Annotated in this window: 14 protein-coding genes and 1 tRNA gene; 13 read left to right on the top strand and 2 right to left on the bottom strand. The window is 69.8% G+C overall.

Translation table 11 applies throughout. From position 1 onward, the window contains the following. Positions 1-30 precede the first annotated feature (30 nt). Complete coding sequence (locus JOD49_RS06385; RefSeq protein ID WP_205306430.1) at positions 31-1,677, bottom strand: AbgT family transporter; 1,647 nt, start codon at positions 1,675-1,677, stop codon at positions 31-33. A 396-nt stretch (positions 1,678-2,073) separates the two neighbouring features. Here JOD49_RS06385 and JOD49_RS06380 point away from each other — a divergent pair. The 6 genes from JOD49_RS06380 to JOD49_RS06355 all read left to right on the top strand — a co-directional run bounded on the left by JOD49_RS06380 (position 2,074) and on the right by JOD49_RS06355 (position 7,203). Continuing rightward, positions 2,074-2,146: transfer RNA gene (locus JOD49_RS06380), tRNA-Trp, on the top strand. 143 nt (positions 2,147-2,289) lie between these two features. Then, positions 2,290-2,526 carry a preprotein translocase subunit SecE gene (gene secE, locus JOD49_RS06375; RefSeq protein WP_307822420.1) on the top strand — a complete coding sequence of 79 codons (237 nt, stop codon included), beginning with the start codon at positions 2,290-2,292 and terminating at the stop codon, positions 2,524-2,526. A gap of 126 nt (positions 2,527-2,652) precedes the next feature. Further along, positions 2,653-3,468 carry a transcription termination/antitermination protein NusG gene (gene nusG / locus JOD49_RS06370; RefSeq protein WP_205306428.1) on the top strand — a complete coding sequence of 272 codons (816 nt, stop codon included), beginning with the start codon at positions 2,653-2,655 and terminating at the stop codon, positions 3,466-3,468. Between the two features lie 72 nt (positions 3,469-3,540). Further along, positions 3,541-3,972 (top strand): 50S ribosomal protein L11, encoded by a 432-nt coding sequence (gene rplK, locus JOD49_RS06365; RefSeq protein ID WP_205306427.1) that lies wholly within the window; start codon positions 3,541-3,543, stop codon positions 3,970-3,972. A 154-nt stretch (positions 3,973-4,126) separates the two neighbouring features. Beyond that, positions 4,127-4,843 (top strand): 50S ribosomal protein L1, encoded by a 717-nt coding sequence (gene rplA / locus JOD49_RS06360; protein WP_191791553.1) that lies wholly within the window; start codon positions 4,127-4,129, stop codon positions 4,841-4,843. A gap of 317 nt (positions 4,844-5,160) precedes the next feature. After that, the gene (locus JOD49_RS06355) at positions 5,161-7,203 is read left to right on the top strand and encodes an alkaline phosphatase family protein (RefSeq protein WP_205306426.1); all 2,043 of its coding nucleotides are present in this window, start codon (positions 5,161-5,163) and stop codon (positions 7,201-7,203) included. A 128-nt stretch (positions 7,204-7,331) separates the two neighbouring features. On the opposite strand, the gene JOD49_RS06350 is transcribed toward JOD49_RS06355, so the two are convergent. Beyond that, a complete protein-coding gene (locus JOD49_RS06350; RefSeq protein WP_205306425.1) occupies positions 7,332-8,741 on the bottom strand; it encodes a glycosyl hydrolase family 18 protein in 1,410 nt (469 codons plus the stop codon). A 522-nt stretch (positions 8,742-9,263) separates the two neighbouring features. Here JOD49_RS06350 and JOD49_RS06345 point away from each other — a divergent pair. The 7 genes from JOD49_RS06345 to rpoB all read left to right on the top strand — a co-directional run bounded on the left by JOD49_RS06345 (position 9,264) and on the right by rpoB (position 20,176). After that, on the top strand, positions 9,264-9,863 hold the full coding sequence (locus JOD49_RS06345; protein ID WP_307822419.1) for an RNA polymerase sigma factor: 600 nt from the start codon (positions 9,264-9,266) through the stop codon (positions 9,861-9,863). Next, entirely contained in the window at positions 9,860-10,357 is a 498-nt protein-coding gene (locus tag JOD49_RS06340) for a peptidase associated/transthyretin-like domain-containing protein (protein ID WP_205306423.1), read from the top strand. Before JOD49_RS06345 ends, JOD49_RS06340 begins: the two co-directional genes overlap by 4 nt. A 74-nt stretch (positions 10,358-10,431) precedes the next feature. Beyond that, a complete protein-coding gene (locus tag JOD49_RS06335; RefSeq protein WP_205306422.1) occupies positions 10,432-12,237 on the top strand; it encodes a S8/S53 family peptidase in 1,806 nt (601 codons plus the stop codon). A 9-nt stretch (positions 12,238-12,246) separates the two neighbouring features. Next, positions 12,247-14,817 (top strand): CHAT domain-containing protein, encoded by a 2,571-nt coding sequence (locus JOD49_RS20690; RefSeq protein ID WP_205306421.1) that lies wholly within the window; start codon positions 12,247-12,249, stop codon positions 14,815-14,817. Positions 14,818-15,157: 340 nt separating this feature from the next. Beyond that, on the top strand, positions 15,158-15,685 hold the full coding sequence (rplJ, locus tag JOD49_RS06325) for a 50S ribosomal protein L10 (protein ID WP_191791537.1): 528 nt from the start codon (positions 15,158-15,160) through the stop codon (positions 15,683-15,685). Between the two features lie 108 nt (positions 15,686-15,793). After that, positions 15,794-16,177 (top strand): 50S ribosomal protein L7/L12, encoded by a 384-nt coding sequence (gene rplL / locus JOD49_RS06320; RefSeq protein ID WP_030151946.1) that lies wholly within the window; start codon positions 15,794-15,796, stop codon positions 16,175-16,177. A gap of 474 nt (positions 16,178-16,651) precedes the next feature. Then, entirely contained in the window at positions 16,652-20,176 is a 3,525-nt protein-coding gene (gene rpoB, locus JOD49_RS06315; RefSeq protein WP_205306420.1) for a DNA-directed RNA polymerase subunit beta, read from the top strand. Positions 20,177-20,240: the final 64 nt, after the last annotated feature.

Here is a 20,240-nt window from a genome sequence, read left to right as displayed (position 1 = left end):
GACGCACGCTCCGCCGTCGGGCCCCGCGCCTCACTGCAGGTAGATCTCCGCCCCCGGGCCCAGCGGGAGACCCAGCAGGTACCAGCCGACCAGCAGCGCCGTCCACACGAGCAGGAGCGCGACCGTGTAGGGCAGCATGAGCGAGATGATCGATCCCACGCCGACCTTCTTGCGGTACCGCTCGGCGAAGATGACGATGAGCGCGAAGTACGGCATGAGCGGCGTGGCCACGTTGATGGGGGAGTCGCCCACGCGGTAGGCCGCGACGGCGAGGTCGGGCGAGATGCCGAGCTGGATGAACAACGGTACGAAGATCGGGGCGAAGATGGCCCACTTGGGCACGACCCCGCCGATGAAGATGTCGATCACGGCCGTCATCGCGATGAGCCCGATGATGAGGGGGACCGTCCCGAGGTTCGCCTGCTCCAGGGCGTCGGCCATGTTGACGGCAGCGACCGTGCCCAGGTTCGAGTAGTTGAAGTAGGCGATGAACTGGCTGATGATCAGCAGCAGGAAGATCAGACCGGACAGGCCCGCGATGGTCTTCGTCATGGGGTTGATGACGTCCATGCTGTTCGTGATCGTCCCCGCGCCCTTGCCGTAGCACAGGCCCATGACGAAGAAGTAGATCAGGATCAGGAAGATGATGCTGCCCATGAGGGGCGAGCCCTCGATCAGGCTGCCGGTCTCGGGGTTGCGCAACGGTCCCCAGGACGGGAGCGTCAGCAGCAGCACGAGCGCCGTGACGCCGATCAGGCCGAACCCGGACCACTTGAGCCCACGCTTCTCCGCGGTGGTCAGCTCGCCCGACGGAGCGGGCGCTGCCGCGCCGCCCGAGTCGTGGTCGTCGGCCGCCGGGGCCTCGTCCTCGCGGTAGGTGCCCAGGCGTGGCTCGACGAACTTCTCGGTCACGAGCGTCGCGACCAGGGTCACCACGAGGGTCGAGACGATCGCGAAGTAGAGGTTTCCCGTGATCGAGACGTGCTGCGCGGGGTCGGCGATCGACTCGTTGGTGATCTCGGCGAGCATCCCGTCGATCGGGGTGATGAGCAGGTTGACGCCGAACCCGCCGCCCACGCCCGCGAACGCGGCCGCCAGGCCCGCGAGCGGATGTCGGCCGAGCGTGTGGAACACCGCCGCGGCCAGCGGGATGAGGACCAGGTAGCCGGCGTCGGTCGCGATCGAGGACAGGACACCCAGGAACACCACGATGAGCGTGATGAAGCGCGCCGGGGTGACCTTGACGAGGCGCTTGATGAAGGCGCCGATCAGGCCGACCTCCTCGGCGAGGCCCACGCCGATCATGGCGACCACGATCACGCCGACGACCCCGAACCCGTTGAAGTTCTCCACGGGCGACGTGAAGATGAACCGGATCCCGTCGGCGCTCAGGAGGGACTCCACGGAGACCGTGACCTGCTCGACCTGCGGGTCCTCGCTCTGGTAGGGCGCGTCCCCGACGAGCTCCTCGCCGCTCGGCTCGACCTGCTCGGCGACCTGCGCCTGGTCGAACGTGACCGAGGTCCCGGCGAGGTAGAAGGCGTGCGAGAGCAGGATGATCAGGGCGATGAGGCCCAGGAAGATGATGGCGGGGTGCGGGACCTTGTTCCCGACCCGCTCGATCCCGTCGAGCATGCGCTCGAGGGGGGTACGGCGTACGACCGCGGCATCCGACATGTCGGCCTCTCGTCCCGATCGGCCCGCGCGGGTGCGCGAGCGCTCGGGGCAAGTATGGCGAGGAGATCGTGTGGAGGCTCGGTGAGTCTCCGGCGGAGGTGGGTGCGGTCGCGGTCGCCGGTCGCCGCGGCCACCCTCCGCTACCCTGGAGCTGAAGGAAGCTCGCCGTGCGCACCGTGCGACTCGAGGCGCGGTCCGTCCCGGATCGGGGTCGCGAGGGGTGCGGGGTGCTCACGCGGGCCCGGCCGTCGGCCGACCGGACCGGGCGGCGGACGTCGCCTCATGAGGCCGGTTCGACCACGGGGCTCGGTTCGCGTACAGTATTCCTTCGGTGGCAGGTGTCCACCCGATGTTCTCTGCCTGTACGGCAGGTTCTCGGGGTGACGCCGATCACGAAGGGCAGTGGCGCAATTGGTAGCGCAGCGGTCTCCAAAACCGCAGGTTGCAGGTTCGAGCCCTGTCTGCCCTGCAAGGCGTCGTCCCTCCCGGGGCGTGCGCGTAGTCCGGCAACGGGTTACACCACGAGAGGTCAGCATCGGTTTCGGTTTCAACGTCACGTAGTGGGGATGAACAGTGAGCGAATCGCCATCAGAGGCGTTGGGTGCTGAAGGCGTGCGCGCCGGCGGTGACAAGAAGAAGAGCGACGCGAAGAAGGGCAACATCTTCTCGCGCATCGCGCTCTTCGTCCGCCAGGTGATCGCCGAGCTCAAGAAGGTCGTCACCCCCACTCGTTCCGAGCTGATCACCTACACCACCGTCGTCCTCGTCTTCGTGGCCGTGGTCATGGCGTTCGTGACGGTGCTCGACTACGGGATCGGCCAGGCCGTCCTGTGGGTCTTCGGGGGCTGATCCCCGGAGGGCGCCCCGTGCCGCGAGCTGTTCGCGGCACCGGAGCAGTGTGCGCCCGGAGCGTATGGACCGGTACCGGTCCCGTCAGTTGCATGTTCGCGTAGTCAGCAGAAAGCAGGTTCGTTCGTGTCCCAGGAGTCGCTGGACCAGGCGGAGAACGTCGATCCCACCGAGCCCGTCGCCGAAGGCGCCGAGGCCGAGCTCGACGCGCCCGAGGCTGCCATCGACGAGGTCGAGGCGGACGTCGAGGCGCAGGACACCCCGGACACCGAGGTGCAGGACGAGGAGTCGGCCGAGGCTGACGACGAGTCCCGCGTCGACGAGGACGGCGACGTCCTCGACGACCTCGACCCGGTCGAGGAGTTCAAGAAGGACCTGCGCACCAAGCCCGGTGACTGGTTTGTCATCCACTCCTACGCGGGCTACGAGAACCGTGTGAAGGCCAACCTGGAGAACCGCATCCAGAGCCTGAACATGGAGGACTTCATCTTCCAGATCGAGGTCCCCATGGAAGAGGTCGCGGAGATCAAGAACGCGCAGAAGAAGATCGTCCGTCGCGTCCGCATCCCCGGCTACGTCCTGGTGCGCATGGACCTGACCGACGAGTCGTGGGGCGCGGTGCGCCACACGCCCGGCGTCACCGGCTTCGTGGGGCACACCCACCAGCCCGTGCCGCTGACGCACGACGAGGTCTTCTCGATGCTGGCCCCGACGATCGAGCCCAAGGCCGAGGCGGGCAAGCCTGCCGCGACCGCCCGGGCGCCGTTCGAGGTCGACTTCCAGGTCGGCGAGTCGGTCACGGTCACCGACGGCCCCTTCGACACGCTCCCCGCGACGATCTCCGAGATCAACGCCGAGGGTCAGAAGCTCAAGGTCCTCGTCTCCATCTTCGGCCGGGAGACCCCGGTCGAGCTGTCGTTCAACCAGGTCGCCAAGATCTGACCCTGCTCGACAGCACCTGCAACCGGGTCATCGCCCACGGCGTCGGCCCAGACACAGAAAGCACGGATTCTCATGCCTCCCAAGAAGAAGGTCTCTGGGCTGATCAAGCTCCAGATCAAGGCCGGCGCCGCAACTCCCGCCCCGCCGATCGGCCCCGCGCTCGGTCAGCACGGCGTCAACATCATGGAGTTCTGCAAGGCGTACAACGCCCAGACCGAGTCGCAGCGCGGCAACGTCATCCCCGTGGAGATCACGGTGTACGAGGACCGCTCGTTCACCTTCATCACCAAGACGCCCCCGGCAGCCGAGCTCATCAAGCAGGCCGCCGGCGTCGACAAGGGATCGCCCACGCCGCACACGGTCAAGGTCGCGAAGCTGACCTCCGCCCAGGTGCGCGAGATCGCTCAGACCAAGCTCGAGGACCTCAACGCGAACGACCTCGACGCCGCGGCGCTCATCATCGCGGGCACCGCCCGTTCGATGGGCATCACGGTCGAGGGCTGAGCACCACCCCCTCCGGACCGGTCCTGACCGGTCCTCCGGTCGGCCTTTTCGCCGACCAGTCATGATTCATCAGGTCCCGGCGGGTTCGCCCGCCGGGACAGTGGCAGGGTCCGCGCGGACCCGTCGACCACGACTGCTCGAGAAGGAGAAGCAGATGGCAACGCGCAGCAAGGCGTACCGCGCCGCAGCGGAGAAGATCGACCACGACGAGCTCTACTCCCCGCTCCAGGCCGTCCGCCTGGCCAAGGAGACCTCGCCCACCAAGTACGACGCGACCGTCGAGGTCGCCTTCCGTCTCGGTGTCGACCCCCGCAAGGCGGACCAGATGGTCCGTGGCACGGTCAACCTCCCCCACGGCACGGGCAAGACCGCCCGCGTCCTGGTCTTCGCGAACGGCGAGAAGGCGGAGCAGGCTCGTGCGGCCGGCGCCGACATCGTCGGTGGCGACGAGCTCATCGAGAAGGTGGCCGCAGGCTTCACGGACTTCGACTCCGCTGTCGCGACCCCGGACCTCATGGGCAAGGTCGGTCGTCTCGGTAAGGTCCTCGGCCCCCGTGGTCTGATGCCGAACCCGAAGACCGGCACCGTCACGATGGACGTCGCGAAGGCCGTCGAGGACATCAAGGGCGGAAAGATCGAGTTCCGCGTCGACAAGCACGCGAACCTCCACTTCATCATCGGCAAGGTCTCGTTCGACGAGAAGGCGCTCGTGGAGAACTACGCCGCAGCGATCGAAGAGGTCCTGCGTCTGAAGCCGTCCTCCTCGAAGGGCCGCTACATCACCAAGGCGACGCTCTCGACCACGATGGGCCCCGGCATCCCGCTGGACCAGTCGAAGGTCTCGAAGCTCCTGGAGGACGACGCGGCCTGATCGCCTCGTTCTTCTGCCCGACGGCGTCTCTCCCCTTCACGGGGAGGGGCGCCGTCGGGCTTTTGTCGTCCTGGGGTCCTGCGCGTGGTCCGCCGTGCGTCGAGGGCCTGACGTCGACGCGGCGATATGCCCTGTTCGTTCCTCCGGTGACGTGATCCGCCTGGCGCTGGCCGGAGACGTTCACTGTCCCGATCGTCCCGGTTCATCACCGGTCTGCTTGGCGCGGTCAGAGTGATGCCTGTCTGGACAAGTGAGTCTCGCGACGCCGTCCGGACATCACATCCATGACGTGCACCATGACGACTGAAGGGTTGGACATGCGCAAGATCGCACACCTGGCACTCGCCGGGAGCCTGGCGGCGGGGACGTTCCTCGTGCCGGCGGCCGCAATCGCGGCAGAGGCAGAAGCCCCCGTCCTGCAGGGAACTCGTACGGACAAGACGCTCGTGATCGGCCTGGACGGCGCACGGCTCGACAAGATCGAGGCGGCCTCGACCCCGAACCTGCACGCGCTCATGCAGCGCGGGACGTACGGGCACAGCCTCCTGTACGCCACGAGCGACGCGGCGGAGGTGAGCCAGCGCGGGGCCCAGACGGTGTCGGGCGCGGGCTGGTCGACGATCCTCACGGGCGTGTGGACGGACAAGCACAACGTCCGGGACAACTCGTTCGCCGGCAAGAACTACGCGCAGTACCCGAGCTTCCTCGACCGTCTCGAGCAGGTCGACCCGAGCATCGCGACCTTCGCGGCCTCGACCTGGGCGCCGATCACGTCGTCGGCGAGCAACGGGGACATCGTCTCGGCCGGGGTCGACCTGCGCCTCGCGACAGGCTCGGACGTCACGACCGAGCAGGCCGCGATCACCTACCTCGGGACGCAGGACCCGGACGTGAGCTTCATCCACCTCGACGACATCGACGGCGCGGGCCACGGTCACGGCGCGGACGCGGCGCAGTACACGGCCGAGCTCGAGGTGCAGGACGCCCGTATCGGGCGGATCCTCGCCGCGATCGAGGGGCGCCCCTCCCGCGCGGCCGAGAGCTGGAACGTCATCGTGACGGCCGACCACGGGCACCTTCCCACGGGTGGTCACGGCGGAAGGGCCCAGACCGAGCGTGCGACGTTCGTCGTCGCGGCGGGTGACGGCATCGAGGCGCGAGGCAGGCAGGAGAACCTCGCGATCACCGACATCGCTCCGACGGTCATCCGTCAGGCGGGTGTCGCGGTGGACCCGGCGTGGGGCCTCGACGGCACCCCCATCGGTGACGACGTCACGGACGACTTCGACAGCCTGCGCCCCGCGCTCTCGGCGCGCGTCGACGAGACGGGTGTCCCCGCGGGGACGCTCGGCTTCACGACCACGCCGCCGTCCGGCTGGAGCGTGGACAACTCGGTCATGCCGTCAGGTGGTGTGACCGAGTGGCGCGGCTGGTCGTTCACGACGCAGACCTTCTGGTCCGCGGCGGAGCCGGGGCAGGCGCGCGAGAACTTCACGCGCGGACGGGACGTGATCGCGGTCGCGGACTCGGACGAGTGGGACGACACGAGCCACGGCGCGGGGAAGTTCGACTCGACGCTCGTCACGCCGGCGTACGCGGTCGCGGGCAAGGAGCAGGCCGTGCTGAGCTTCGAGCACTCCTACCGCCACGACCGTGCGCAGGTCGCCGAGGTGCTCGTGAGCTTCGACGGCGGTGCACCCGTCCAGGTGGCTGCGTTCCCTGCGAGCGACAACGGGAAGCGCACGATCGTGACGGACGTCCCGGCCGGGACGAGGACCGTGCAGTACCGCTTCCACTACAGCGGGACCAACGACTGGTTCTGGGCCCTCGACCAGGTGCGCTTCGCAGCGCTCGGCGGGACCGACCCTGCTGGTTCGGAGGGCGTCGCGCTCCAGGCGGTCGTCGAGGAGCCCGTCGTCGAGGGCAGGCTCTCGATGACGGTGGCGAGCGACGGCGCACCCGTGACGCTCGCGGGCGGTCTCGATGGTGACCACCTGACCTACACCGCGGCTCTGCCCGTCGTGAGCGTCTCCGACACCCGCCTCGAGGCCGCGGGATGGGCCGTGTCCGGGCAGTCGACCGCGTTCTCCACGGGGGCGACGACGTTCGGTGCCGAGCAGCTCGGCTGGACGCCTCGCCTGGTGCTGGCCAAGCCGGGCGTCGTCGTCGGGCAGCGCGTCTCCTCGGCGCTGGGTGGGGGAGCGGGCCTGTCGGTCCCGCAGACCCTCGCCGGCGCCGACGCGATCGGTCGCACGGGCACGTCCGACGTCACGGCCGACCTCGCTCTCGAGCTCCCGGCCGACACGGCGCCGGGTGCGTACGGTGCGACGCTGACGATGTCGCTCTTCCCCGTCGACTGACCGCCGAGCGCGAGTGGCCCGGCCCACGGGCCAGGGCTCCGCGCGCAGCACAGAGCCGCTCGGCTCTCCACTCCCTGGGAGGAGCGGAGAGCCGAGCGGCTCTGGTCGTGCGTCGCCTGGTGGCGGTCTCAGCAGGCGCCGAGGTCCTTCCACACGCCCCAGTCGCTCGGGGTGGGGGCGTCGCCGCGGGTCCACCACTTGGCCTGCCACGTGCGGCCGTTGTGGGAGACGGTGTTGCCGCCGGTGTAGATGGTCGTCGAGCTCCAGGGGGCGGCCGCGCAGGTGGCGCCCGTCGTTCCGCCCGTGGTGCCGCCGGTGGTCCCGCCCGTGGTGCCGCCGGTGGTGCCGCCGGTGGTGCCGCCGGTGGTCCCGCCCGTGGTGCCGCCGGTGGTCCCGCCGGTCGTACCGCCGGTGGTGCCCCCGGTCGTGCCGCCCGTGGTGCCACCGGTCGTGCCACCGGTCGTGCCGCCCGTGGTCCCTCCGCCGGAGCCCGTGCCCAGACGCGCACCGACGGCCGTCGCGAGCGCGTAGTTGTTCTTCTTGTCCCAGTTGATCGACCAGGTCATGACGCCGCCGATCTTGCCGTAGGGCGTCGCGGGCTTGAAGGCGCCGCAGTTCGTGCCGGTCTCGAGGCAGTCGACGGCCTTGATGACGTTGGCGATGGGCTGGTACCCGCCGCCGGCCGCTGCCTGGACCGCGGGGACTCCGATGCCGACCTGGTCGGGGCGCAGGCCCATCTGGAGCTGGATGCAGCTGAGCGCCGTGAGGAAGTCGACGCTGCCCTGGCTGTAGACCTGCTGGTTGCAGCCCATCATCGCGCCCGAGTTGTAGTACTGGGTGTTGACGATCGTCAGGATGTCCTTGATGGCGAGCGTGAGCTGGTAGTAGCCCATCGAGGTCGCCTGGTAGTCGATGGTCTGGGGGGCCATCGCGATGATGAGGTTCGGGCCGGCCTTGGCCGAGAGCTGGTGCAGCGCGCTCGACATGTAGGTGGCGTTGATGCCGTGCTCGAGATCGATGTCGACGCCGTCGAAGCCGTACTCCTGCATGAGGGCGTACGCGGTGTCGGCGAAGTTCTTCGCCTCGGTCGCGTTGGAGACGATGACGTTCCCCTTCTCGCCGCCGACCGACAGGATGACCTTGCGGCCCTGGGCCCGGATCGCTGCGATGTCGGCCTTGAACTGGGGCACGGTGTACCCGTTCAGCTCGGCCGTCGAGAGGTTGAACGTGATGCCGCCGGGGGTGCCGGTCAGGTTGTCGGCGAACGCGACGGCGACCAGGTTGTAGGCGGGCGGGATGTCGCTGAGCGGCATGACGACCGAGCCGTTGTTGAAGTTGTGCCAGTAGCCCGTGAGCCACTGGTGGCCCGGGGCGGGCGCGGCCGCGACGGTCGTGGGCTGCGCTGCGGGCTGCGGGGCGGCCTGGGCGCTCGTGCCGGCGAGCGCGAGGCCGCCGAGGGCGACCGTGGCTGCGGTCAGGGCCGCGAGCAGGCGGGCCGGACGGCGCGTGCCGTCGGCGGGGTGACGATGGGTTCTCACGTGGTGCTCCTCTAGCAGGGGTCCGGGACGTCGTCGTCTCACCAGGACCGTCCGAGTGGCCGATCAAGGTCGGCCATGCCGACGCTACGTGAGCCACGTCACGCCTGTGATGAGGGGTTTCACCATTTCTCCGCGCGCGGGCGGTACGGGGATCCCCCTACGGGTCGCGTACCCGTACACGCGAGATCTCGCGGCCCGACGGTGTCGCCCGGGTCGCGTGCAGGAGGTCGCCGAGGTCGTCGGGGCCGATGCCCGAGAGACGTCTCGCGAGCATGTATCAAACGCGTCGCCGGTCCCTCTCTCCCGGCAGGAAGGGGTCCGGTGCACCATCGGCCCGCCGAGTCGAGCGTCTCCGAGCATGGGGTGAAGGGAGGTCCTGTCGTGGCAGAAATGCTTGTCCCACCTGGGCAGACGCCTCTAGAATCGGGTTCCCCCGATTCACCCGCGCACGACCGAGAGCAGACGGCGCACCCAGCCATGACACGGATCACCGAGGACGTCCCGGAAGTCGACGAGCCGGAGGTGAGTCTCGGAGATCGTGCCGCGGCCGCGCTGCTCGACTACCGCGAGGGCAAGCACCAGGCACTGGCCGACTTCGTGCGAGAGGCCACGCCGTTGCTGTGGCACACGGTCAGGGCTCAGGGAGTCGTCCGCGAGCAGGCCGACGACATCGTCCAGAACACCTGGATGGCCCTGGTGCGCAACGCGCACACCATCCAGGAGCCGCACGCCGTGCTCAAGTGGCTCCTCGTGACCGCCAAGCGCGGCGCCTGGGAGGCCGTCCGCAAGCAGCGTGACGACCAGAAGCGCAGGACCGAGCTGCCCGACGACATGCTCGACGGGCCCACGGGCACGCTGCCCTCTTCCGACCCCACCCCCGAGGCCCAGGTCCTCGACGTGGAGCGCGACCGCCACCTGTGGCGCGCCGTCCTCCGGCTGCCGGAGCGCTGTCAGCAGCTGCTCCGGCTGATCTCGTTGGCGGACCGACCCGACTACAAGTACATCTCGAGCGCCATCGGCATGCCGGTGGGCAGCATCGGGTCCAACCGTGGGCGGTGCTTGGCAAAGCTCCGCGACATCATCGAGAGCGAGCAGGGGGACAGGACATGGGAAACATCATGAGCGCACCGTTGGGGTACAGCCCCGAGGAACCGCTGGACGCAGTGGACCTCGAGATCCTGGCGGATCTCGCCCGCATCCACGCGACGCTCGACCCGGTGCCCGACGGGCTCGTCGAGCGGTCGCTGTTCGCGATCACGCTCGCAGGACTGGAAGCCGAGGTCATGGAGCTTGAGTACGTCCGTGTGCCGGAGATGTCGGTCCGAGGTGAGGCGCCGCCGATCGAGGCGCGCACCATCACGTTCACGGCCGAGTCGCTCACCGTCATGATCACGCTGTCCGCTCGTGACGACGGCCGGATCCGGATCGACGGCTGGGCCGCGCCGGCCGGAGAGCTGACGGTCGAGCTGCACCGACCGGACGGGATGGTCTCGACCGTCGCCGACGAGGACGGCCGGTTCGTCTTCGACGCCGTCGGGCCCGGGCCTGCGAGCCTGCTGCTCCGTGCCCCCGGCGCCGACGGCGACGCCGTGACGACGCCGATCATCGAGCTCTAGCCGTCCTTCTCGGAATTCTCGGAGCGTCGGGCCGATCGACCTGACGGCAGTCCCCTTCGTGCATTGGAGCACCGATGAGTGAGACCCCTGAGCAGTCGGCCACGCCGCCGGTCCCGCAGGGCGGGCGCCCCTTCGGCGACCGGCCGAACCGGCTGCAGTGGCGGACGCGGACGCTCGACCCGATCACCGCACCCCGGCGGGCAGGGCAGTCCTCCCCGCACCCCACCTGGTACGTGGGGGACCGGGTCCTGGTGCCCGAGTCGCCGGACGACCTGACCGGCAACCGCTCGTTGCGCTGGCTCGAGGAGGCCGCGGCGAAGTTCGACCTGACGGTCGAGGTCGAGGAGACCAGCAGGAGCGACGCCGAGCTCATCACCCGGGCAGGGCTCGACCCGGAGACGACCCGCGACCTGCGACGTGTCTTCGGGCTGTCGGCGCGGCTGCGGCAGAAGGGCGGCAGCGAGGGTGAGCTCCCCGACGCCTGGAAGGTCATCGAGAAGCTCGGTGGACGCTTGTGTCCCGACGACAAGTGCAGCCCACGGGTGGGGCTCGACCACATGATCGCGCCGGCGGCGGGTCCAGCCATCGGCGGCCAGCCGTACACGCAGCCGTTCCCCTACACGCAGCCCTTCCCGTACACCCAGCCGTTCCCCTACACCCAACCCTTCCCGTACACGCAGCCTTTCCCGTACACGCAGCCCTTCCCGGTCACGGGGACGGCCGAGTACGCGAATCCGGGCTCGGGTGGCCGGACGCCCGTGAACTGGGTCGGTCCGGTCCCCGCACGACGCCTTGCGGTCGGTGCCGACGACTTCACGGGGGCGGACGGGACCCGCCGACCCGTCGTGGCGGTCCTGGACACGGGGGTGGGCGCCCATCCCTGGTTCGACGCCGCCCCCGACTCGCGCGGGACGATCGTCGTGCGAGACCCCGAGCTCCTCGGGGAGCCGCTGTCCGTCCTCCCGGAGACCGAGTACGACTACGAGGACCCCGAGATCGGCGGTGTGTCGATCTCTCCCTTGACCGGTCCGCTGGACCCGGTCGCCGGGCACGGCACCTTCATCGCGGGCCTTGTCCACCAGAAGTGCCCCGACGCGCTCATCCTGGCCCCCCGTCTCTACGGTGGCGCCGGGGTCATCCCGGAGCGGGACCTCCTGCGCTCTCTGCGTCGCGTGCTTCTGTGGCACGTGCTCGGACTCGTCGGGCGGGACGGCTACGCTCCGATCGACGTCCTGGTCCTCTCGCTCGGGTACTACCACGAGCGCCCCGAGGACGCGGACTTCGACGCTCCCTTCGGCACGGTCCTGCGGGCGCTGCGGCGCTACGGGGTGCTGGTCGTCGTCTCGTCCGGGAACGACGGGCAGACCAGGCCGAGCTACCCCGCGGCGTTCGCGCCGCGGATCGACCGGCGGCAGACGCCGCCCGTACCGCTGCCGGGAGTCGCGCTCCTGCGCGACGAGCCGCCCGTGCTCACGGTCGGGGCGCAGAACCCGGACGGGACGACCGCCCTGTTCAGCAACGACGGGCCGTGGGTCACGTGCGTACGTCCTGGGTCGGCTCTCGTGTCCACGGCGCCGACGACCATGGACGGTGCGGTGGCCCCCAGCCGCTGGCTCAAGGAGCTCTGGTCGGAGGGCAACCGGGCCACGATCGACCCGGAGGGGTTCCAGGGTGGGTTCGCGAGCTGGAGCGGTACGTCGTTCGCGGCGCCGGTGCTGGCCGGCGAGCTCGCGTCGTACCTGCTGGACGACGCCGCAGCCGACCCGACGTCGCCGAGCGCCGTGGTGCCGGGTGAAGGAGCCCCAGGACGCTGCGCGTGGCTGTGGCAGTCCATTACCCTGGCCACTGGACTGGTCCCCACGGAGGTGACCACGAAATGAGGTGACGGCGTGGCGCGCAGCGGTGACCGGACCCTGCGCGCGCGCCTGGAGCACGCGTCGGCGACCAACGCGCGGGGCCGTCATGCCAGGGCGGCGCAGCTCTTCCGCGCCATCCTCGCGGACCTCGAGGAGCCGGCCTTCGTGGACGACCCGGACAACAGCTATGCCCACGTCCGTGGGCTGATCGGTCTGGCGATCTCCCGGTTCGAGTACGAGGGCGACGTCGATCGTTCGCTCGAGCTGCTCGAGGAGGCCCAGGCGTGGGTCGAGGCCCACGGGCCCGAGGACCTGCAGCTCGTGGTCGGCGGTCAGCGGGGCCTGCTCCGGCTGCGCACCGGGCGGGTCGTCGAGGCGGTCGAGGAGATGGACGCCGCCGCTCGGTTCATCGACGTGGCGAGGCCGCTCGACGCCGCCGTCCTCCTCCTCAACCGTGGTTCGCTGCACCTCGAGCTGGGCAACCTCGATCGGGCCGAGGCCGACCTCGCCGAGGTGGTTCGTCGCGCGGAGGTCATGGGGGACCCGCTGCTTGCGTCCAAGGCGCAGCACAACCTCGGCTACGCGAAGTACCTCGGGGGTGACCTGCCGACCGCCCTGCGGGCCATGGAGGAGGCCGAGCGTGGCGCGCCCGACCGGCACGCCTCGGTCGGCCTCATCGACAAGGCGCAGGTGCTCCTCGAGGCAGGACTGCTCTCCGACGCGGACGCGACGCTCGCCGAGGCGCGCGAGCACCTCGCCCGCAACAGGATGGTCAGGGACGTCGCCGAGGTCGAGCTGTTGCGCGCGCAGTGCCTCGTCGGGCTTCGCCGCTACAGCGAGGCGCAGCGTCAGGCCCGCGCTGCCGCGGCCCGGTTCGACCGGATCGGCAACGACCCCTGGGCCGCCCGGGCACGGGTCGCCGAGCTCCAGGCACGGCTCGCCGAGGACCGCTCGGCCGGTGTCTCGGTGGGCGTGGCACGCCGTCGGGCCGCCCGCGCGCTCGCGCTTGCGGACGTGGGGGCCGCGCTCGGCGAGGCCGGTGGACGCGGGGTGACGGTGCCGGCTCAGCTGCTCGCCGCCGAGTGGCTCCTCGCGGCGACGGACCCGGCGGGTGCGCGCGAGGTCCTCGCACGCGTTCCCGGGCACCTCGGGCGCGTGGCCCTCCCGCTCCGGCTGCAGCACCAGGCCGTGGCGGCTCAGCTCGCGTTCGACAGCGGGGACCGCGCGGCCGCGCTCCGCGCGGTGCGCAAGGGGCAGCGCATGCTGGCCGAGCACCGTGAGGGACTGGGGTCGGTCGACGCCGTGACGGCCTCCGCGGTCCACGGGGTACGTCTGGGACACGTGGACGTGGCCGCGGCCCTCCGTACGGGCCGGGCGGCGGCCCTCCTCGACGCCGTCGAGCGTGGACGCGCGACGGTCGCGGGCAGCGGCAGGGTCGTGCCGCCGTCCGACGTCGAGTCCGCCGATCTCCTCACGCGTGCGCGCAAGGAGATCGAGTCGGCGAGGCTCCTGGGAGCGAACCCCTCGGGTGAACGGCTCGAACGCCGGCGCGCGCACCTGAACGAGGCTCGACGGTTGCAGGAGGCCGCGCGGCGTCGGGCCTGGCAGGACGGCGGGGGAGCGGCGACGCCGACCGCGGTCACGGCGCGTCGACTGCGCAGTGCCCTGTCGTCGGCGAACCCGTCGACGGTCGTCGCGGACTTCGTCGTCGCCGACGAGACGCTGCGCGTCCTGCGTGCGGACGCCTCGGGGCTGAGCATGATCCGGCTGGCCCCCATGGTGGAGGTCGCCGAGCGCATCCGGCGCACGCGCGCGGACCTCGACGTCCTGTCGAACGGTCTGATCCCGGCGCCCATGCGGGCCGCCGCGCGGGCGTCGCTGGACCGGAGCCTGGCGTGGTTGGACCGTGAGGTCCTGGCGCCGATCGACGCGCAGGGTGACCTGCACGTCGCCGCACGGGACCTGCTGCTCGCCGTGCCGTGGTCCTCGCTGCCCTCGCGTGCGGGACGTCGGACGTGGGTCAACTCGTGGATCGACCTGCAGGAGGCGACGGTCGAGCAGGCCAAGCCCGACGTCGTCGTGGTGGCCGGCCCGGGACTGCGGGCCGCGGTGTCCGAGGCGGAGGCCGTCGCGCAGACGTGGGAACGCGCGACCGTCCTGTCCGGCGAGGAGGCCACGTGCTCGGCCACGGTCGAGAAGCTGCCGTCCGCGGCGGTCGTCCACCTCGCGACCCACGGACGGCACGAGACCGACAACCCGTTGTTCTCCTCGCTGCGGCTCGCGGACGGCCCGCTGTTCGCGTACGAGCTCGACGGCGTCGACCTCCGCGGCGCCGTGGTCGTCCTCTCGGCCTGCGAGGCGGGGCTGTCCACGGTCCGGATCGGTGGTGAACCCCTGGGGCTCACGAGCGTCCTGCTCCGGCTCGGGGCGGCGGCCGTGGTCTCGAGCGTCGCCCCTCTGCGGGACGACGTCGCCGCGCGCGTCATGCCCGAGTTCCACGGCAGGCTGCGGTCCGGGGCGACGCCGGGCGACGCCCTCGCGTCCGCGATCGCTCACGAGGACGAGCCCGTGCCCCTGGTCTGCTTCGGCCCGCTCGTCGTCTGAGGGCGGGTGGACCTCGGCCGAGGTTCCTCCTCCGCGACCTGGCGGCGGGTGCCGAGCGGCGCCGTCGGGCCGGATTTGGTCCACGCGCCCGCGTCACGTAACCTGTTCCAGTACCCAAGACCGCCGGTCGTACCGTCCTGCCCGCTGACTCGTCAGCTGCAGTCCGGACCGAAGTCCCGCAGAAGTGCGGAGGCCAGCGCAGGTGAGAGTTCACGGAGCGGGCGAGAGCCTGCACTTCGAGCCCCGCGCCTGCGCGGGGCTCTTCTCGTCTCCGCAGGACCTCACCCCCCAGGGCCCCCGCCCTGCGGAGACCGGTGGCACCACCACCGGAAGGATTGCCATGGCGAGGCCGGACAAGGCAGCCGCAGTCGCAGAGCTCACGGAGAACTTCCGCGAGTCGAACGCGGCCGTGCTGACCGAGTACCGCGGGCTCACCGTCGCGCAGCTCAAGCAGCTGCGTCGGTCGCTCAGCGGCAACGCAACCTACGCCGTGGTGAAGAACACGCTGACCGCCATCGCGGCCAAGGAAGCCGGCATCGAGATCGACGCCGACTTCAAGGGCCCCTCGGCCATCGCCTTCGTGACCGGTGACCCGGTCGAGGCGGCCAAGGGCCTGCGTGACTTCGCCAAGGCGAACCCCGCACTGGTCATCAAGGGCGGTGTCCTCGACGGGCGCTCCCTGACCGCTGCGGAGATCACCAAGCTCGCGGACCTCGAGTCCCGCGAGGTCCTGCTGGCCAAGCTGGCCGGCGCGTTCAAGCAGCCGCTCTACCAGGCGGCGTACCTGTTCAACGCGCCCGCTTCGCAGGCCGTCCGCACCATCGATGCCCTGCGCCTCAAGCAGGAATCGGAGAGCGCTGCCGCCTGATCCTCGTCTGAGGATCACGCAGCACGCACACACCCCCTCTGCTTCCAGCAGGGCTCTGTGGATCGTTGACAGGGCCGCTGCCGAGCACCAACCGAAAGGACCGCCATCATGGCGAAGCTCAGCACCGAAGAGCTCATCGAGCAGTTCAAGGGCCTCTCCCTCATCGAGCTCTCCGAGTTCGTGAAGGCGTTCGAGGACGCATTCGAGGTCACCGCAGCCGCTCCGGCCGCCGTCGCCGTTGCAGGCCCCGCGGCCGCTGCCGCCGAGGAGGTCGAGGAGAAGACGGAGTTCGACGTCATCCTCGAGGCTGCCGGCGACAAGAAGATCCAGGTCATCAAGGAGGTGCGTGCCCTCACGAGCCTCGGCCTGAAGGAGGCCAAGGACCTCGTTGACGGCGCCCCCAAGCCCGTCCTGGAGAACGTTGCCAAGGACGCTGCTGACAAGGCCAAGGCTGCCCTCGAGGGCGCCGGCGCAACCGTCACCGTCAAGTGATCACTGCCCCTCGGGGCGGTATCGCATGACGGGTCACCTCGCGTGACCTGACAGGTAGCACAGGCGACGAGGCCCGTATCCCTTCGGGGGTGCGGGCCTCTCGTCGCCTCTTCGTCTCCCGGCCCGACGCCCGAGCCCGCCTTCCTCGTGAAGGTGACCGGCGCCGTCGGGCAGGGAGTTTCTTCGTGTTCTTGGGCGGCATATGGCGGCCACCGAGAAGATGTCCTCACCGGCCTGGTGGGGGAGTGCAGTGGCGTGACGACGGCCTTGACAGGCCGCGATTTCGCGCGGCTGGACACGCTTGACTGGGCCGGGTATGCTAGCGCTTTGCGCTCGCGTGTGCCCTCGGCACCCTCTGACTGCCCGAACCGTCTCCGGTGTGCGTCCATCGTGCACCACGGCAGCCTCAGGGGGAAGAGGTCCTCCAGCCACGCAGCGTACAGCGTGCAATCGATCTGCAGGGAAGGACCCCTCTTGGCTGCCTCGCGCACCCCTTCTGCTCCGTCCGCCGACGCTATCGCGAACCGCACCGCTTCCCGGCGCGTATCTTTCGCCAAGATCTACGAGCCTCTCGAGGTGCCCGACCTGCTCGGGCTCCAGACCGAGAGCTTCGACTGGCTGCTGGGCAACCCGGCGTGGCGCGCGCGCGTCGACGCCGCGGCGGCTGCCGGTCGCCAGGACGTCCCCGCGACGTCGGGTCTCGAGGAGATCTTCGAGGAGATCTCCCCGATCGAGGACTTCGGCTCCTCCATGTCTCTCTCCTTCTCCAACCACCGCTTCGAGCCCCCGAAGTACTCGGCCGAGGAGTGCAAGGAGAAGGACTTCACCTTCGCCGCGCCGCTGTTCGTCACCGCGGAGTTCGTGAACTACAACACCGGTGAGATCAAGAGCCAGACGGTCTTCATGGGCGACTTCCCGCTCATGACCGCGCGCGGCACCTTCATCATCAACGGCACCGAGCGCGTCGTCGTCTCGCAGCTCGTCCGTTCGCCCGGCGTGTACTTCGAGCGCCAGGCCGACAAGACCAGCGACAAGGACATCTACTCCGCGAAGATCATCCCGTCGCGCGGTGCGTGGCTGGAGTTCGAGATCGACAAGCGCGACGCCGTCGGCGTCCGTGTCGACCGCAAGCGCAAGCAGTCCGTCACGGTGCTGCTCAAGGCCCTCGGCCTGACCGAGTCGCAGATCCGCGAGGAGTTCGCCAACTTCCCGTCGGTGCTCGACACGCTCGAGAAGGACCACGTCCACACCGAGGAAGAGGCGCTCGTCGACCTCTACCGCAAGATCCGTCCGGGCGAGCCGCCCACGGTCGAGGCCGGTCGCTCGCTCCTCGAGAACTTCTACTTCAACCCCAAGCGCTACGACTTCGCGAAGGTCGGCCGCTACAAGGCGAACAAGAAGCTCGGCGTCGACGCGCCCCTGGCCGACTCCACGCTGTCCGTCACGGACATCGTCGCGACGATCAAGTACCTCGCCGCCCTCCACGCCGAGGTCACGACGCTCCCCGGCACGCGTGCCGGCGAGCCCGTCGAGATCCGCGTCGAGACCGACGACATCGACCACTTCGGCAACCGTCGTATCCGCGCCGTGGGTGAGCTCATCCAGAACCAGGTCCGTACGGGCCTGTCCCGCATGGAGCGTGTCGTGCGCGAGCGCATGACGACCCAGGACGTCGAGGCGATCACGCCGCAGACCCTGATCAACATCCGCCCCGTGGTGGCGTCGATCAAGGAGTTCTTCGGCACCTCGCAGCTCTCGCAGTTCATGGACCAGAACAACCCGCTCGCCGGCCTGACGCACAAGCGTCGTCTGTCCGCGCTGGGCCCGGGTGGTCTGTCCCGTGACCGCGCCGGCATGGAGGTCCGTGACGTCCACCCGTCGCACTACGGCCGCATGTGCCCCATCGAGACCCCTGAAGGCCCGAACATCGGTCTGATCGGCTCGCTCGCCTCCTACGGGCGCATCAACCCGTTCGGTTTCATCGAGACGCCGTACCGCAAGGTCGAGGCGGGCAAGGTCTCCGACGAGGTCGTCTACCTGACGGCCGACGACGAGGACCGCTACGTCATCGCCCAGGCGAACACCGAGCTCAACGCCGACGGTTCGTTCCGTGCCGAGCGCGTCCTGGTCCGCACCAAGGGTGGCGAGACGGCCGACGTCCTCGGCACCGAGGTCGACTACATGGACGTCTCGCCGCGCCAGATGGTGTCGGTCGCGACCGCCCTCATCCCGTTCCTCGAGCACGACGACGCGAACCGCGCACTCATGGGTGCCAACATGCAGCGTCAGGCCGTGCCCCTGGTCCGTTCCGAGGCCCCGCTCGTGGGTACCGGCATGGAGCGTCGTGCAGCCATCGACGCCGGTGACGTCATCGTCGCCACCAAGCCCGGTGTCGTGACCGAGGTCTCCGCGGACCTGATCGTCGTCGCGAACGACGACGCGACCACGACGAGCTACCGCGCGGCGAAGTTCCGCCGTTCGAACCAGGGCACGTCGTACAACCAGCGCGTCGTCGTCGACGAGGGCGCACGCGTCGAGGTCGGCTCCGTGCTGGCGGACGGTCCCGCGACGGACGAGGGCGAGCTCTCGCTCGGCCGCAACCTGCTCGTCGCGTTCATGTCCTGGGAAGGCCACAACTACGAGGACGCGATCATCCTGTCGCAGCGCCTCGTGCAGGACGACGTCCTGTCCTCGATCCACATCGAGGAGCACGAGGTCGACGCCCGCGACACGAAGCTCGGCCCCGAGGAGATCACGCGGGACATCCCGAACGTCTCCGAGGACGTCCTGGCGGACCTCGACGAGCGCGGAGTCATCCGCATCGGTGCAGAGGTCGGCGCGGGCGACGTGCTCGTCGGCAAGGTCACGCCCAAGGGCGAGACCGAGCTGACCCCGGAGGAGCGCCTCCTGCGCGCCATCTTCGGCGAGAAGGCCCGCGAGGTCCGCGACACGTCGCTCAAGGTTCCCCACGGCGAGTCCGGCACCGTCATCGGTGTCCGCGAGTTCAACCGCGAGGACGGCGACGAGCTGCCCGCCGGTGTGAACCAGCTCGTCCGCGTGTACATCGCGCAGCGACGCAAGATCACGGACGGCGACAAGCTCGCCGGCCGTCACGGCAACAAGGGCGTCATCTCGAAGATCCTCCCCGTCGAGGACATGCCCTTCCTCGAGGACGGCACCCCCGTGGACGTCATCCTCAACCCGCTGGGTGTCCCCGGTCGTATGAACGTCGGCCAGGTCCTCGAGACCCACCTCGGGTGGGTCGCGAAGCAGGGCTGGGACATCTCGCAGACCGACGGTGCGGCCGGCGAGGGCGACCTGTCCTGGAAGGAGCACGTCCCTGCGGTCGCCGCTTCGTCCGAGCCCGGACGCCCCGTGGCGACCCCGGTCTTCGACGGGCTCGAGGAGGAGGCCCTCACGGGTCTGCTCTCCACGACGCTCCCGAACCGCGACGGCAACCGCATGGTCGGCCGCGACGGCAAGGCACGTCTGTTCGACGGCCGCTCCGGCGAGCCGTTCCCGGAGCCGGTCTCCGTGGGCTACATGTACATCCTGAAGCTCCACCACCTGGTGGACGACAAGATCCACGCCCGCTCGACCGGTCCGTACTCGATGATCACGCAGCAGCCGCTGGGTGGTAAGGCGCAGTTCGGTGGACAGCGTTTCGGCGAGATGGAGGTGTGGGCGCTCGAGGCATACGGCGCGGCGTACACCCTCCAGGAGCTGCTGACGATCAAGTCCGACGACGTCCCGGGCCGCGTGAAGGTCTACGAGGCGATCGTCAAGGGCGAGAACATCCCCGACTCGGGCATCCCGGAGTCCTTCAAGGTCCTCCTGAAGGAGATGCAGTCGCTGTGCCTGAACGTCGAGGTGCTCTCGAGCGACGGTGTCTCCATCGAGATGCGTGAGTCCGACGACGACGTGTACCGCGCTGCCGAGGAGCTCGGCATCGACCTGTCGCGTCGCCCCAACGCAGCATCCACGATCGACGAGATCTGATCTCGGAAGCGGTGGGGGCATCCGTGAACGGACGCCCCCACCGCCACCCGACACTCTGTAGCAC

Source organism: Oerskovia jenensis (assembly GCF_016907235.1).
Classification (GTDB): Bacteria; Actinomycetota; Actinomycetes; order Actinomycetales; family Cellulomonadaceae; genus Oerskovia; species Oerskovia jenensis.
The sequence above is the reverse complement of the archived record's forward strand: the minus strand, read 5'-3'. Positions and strand labels throughout refer to the sequence as shown.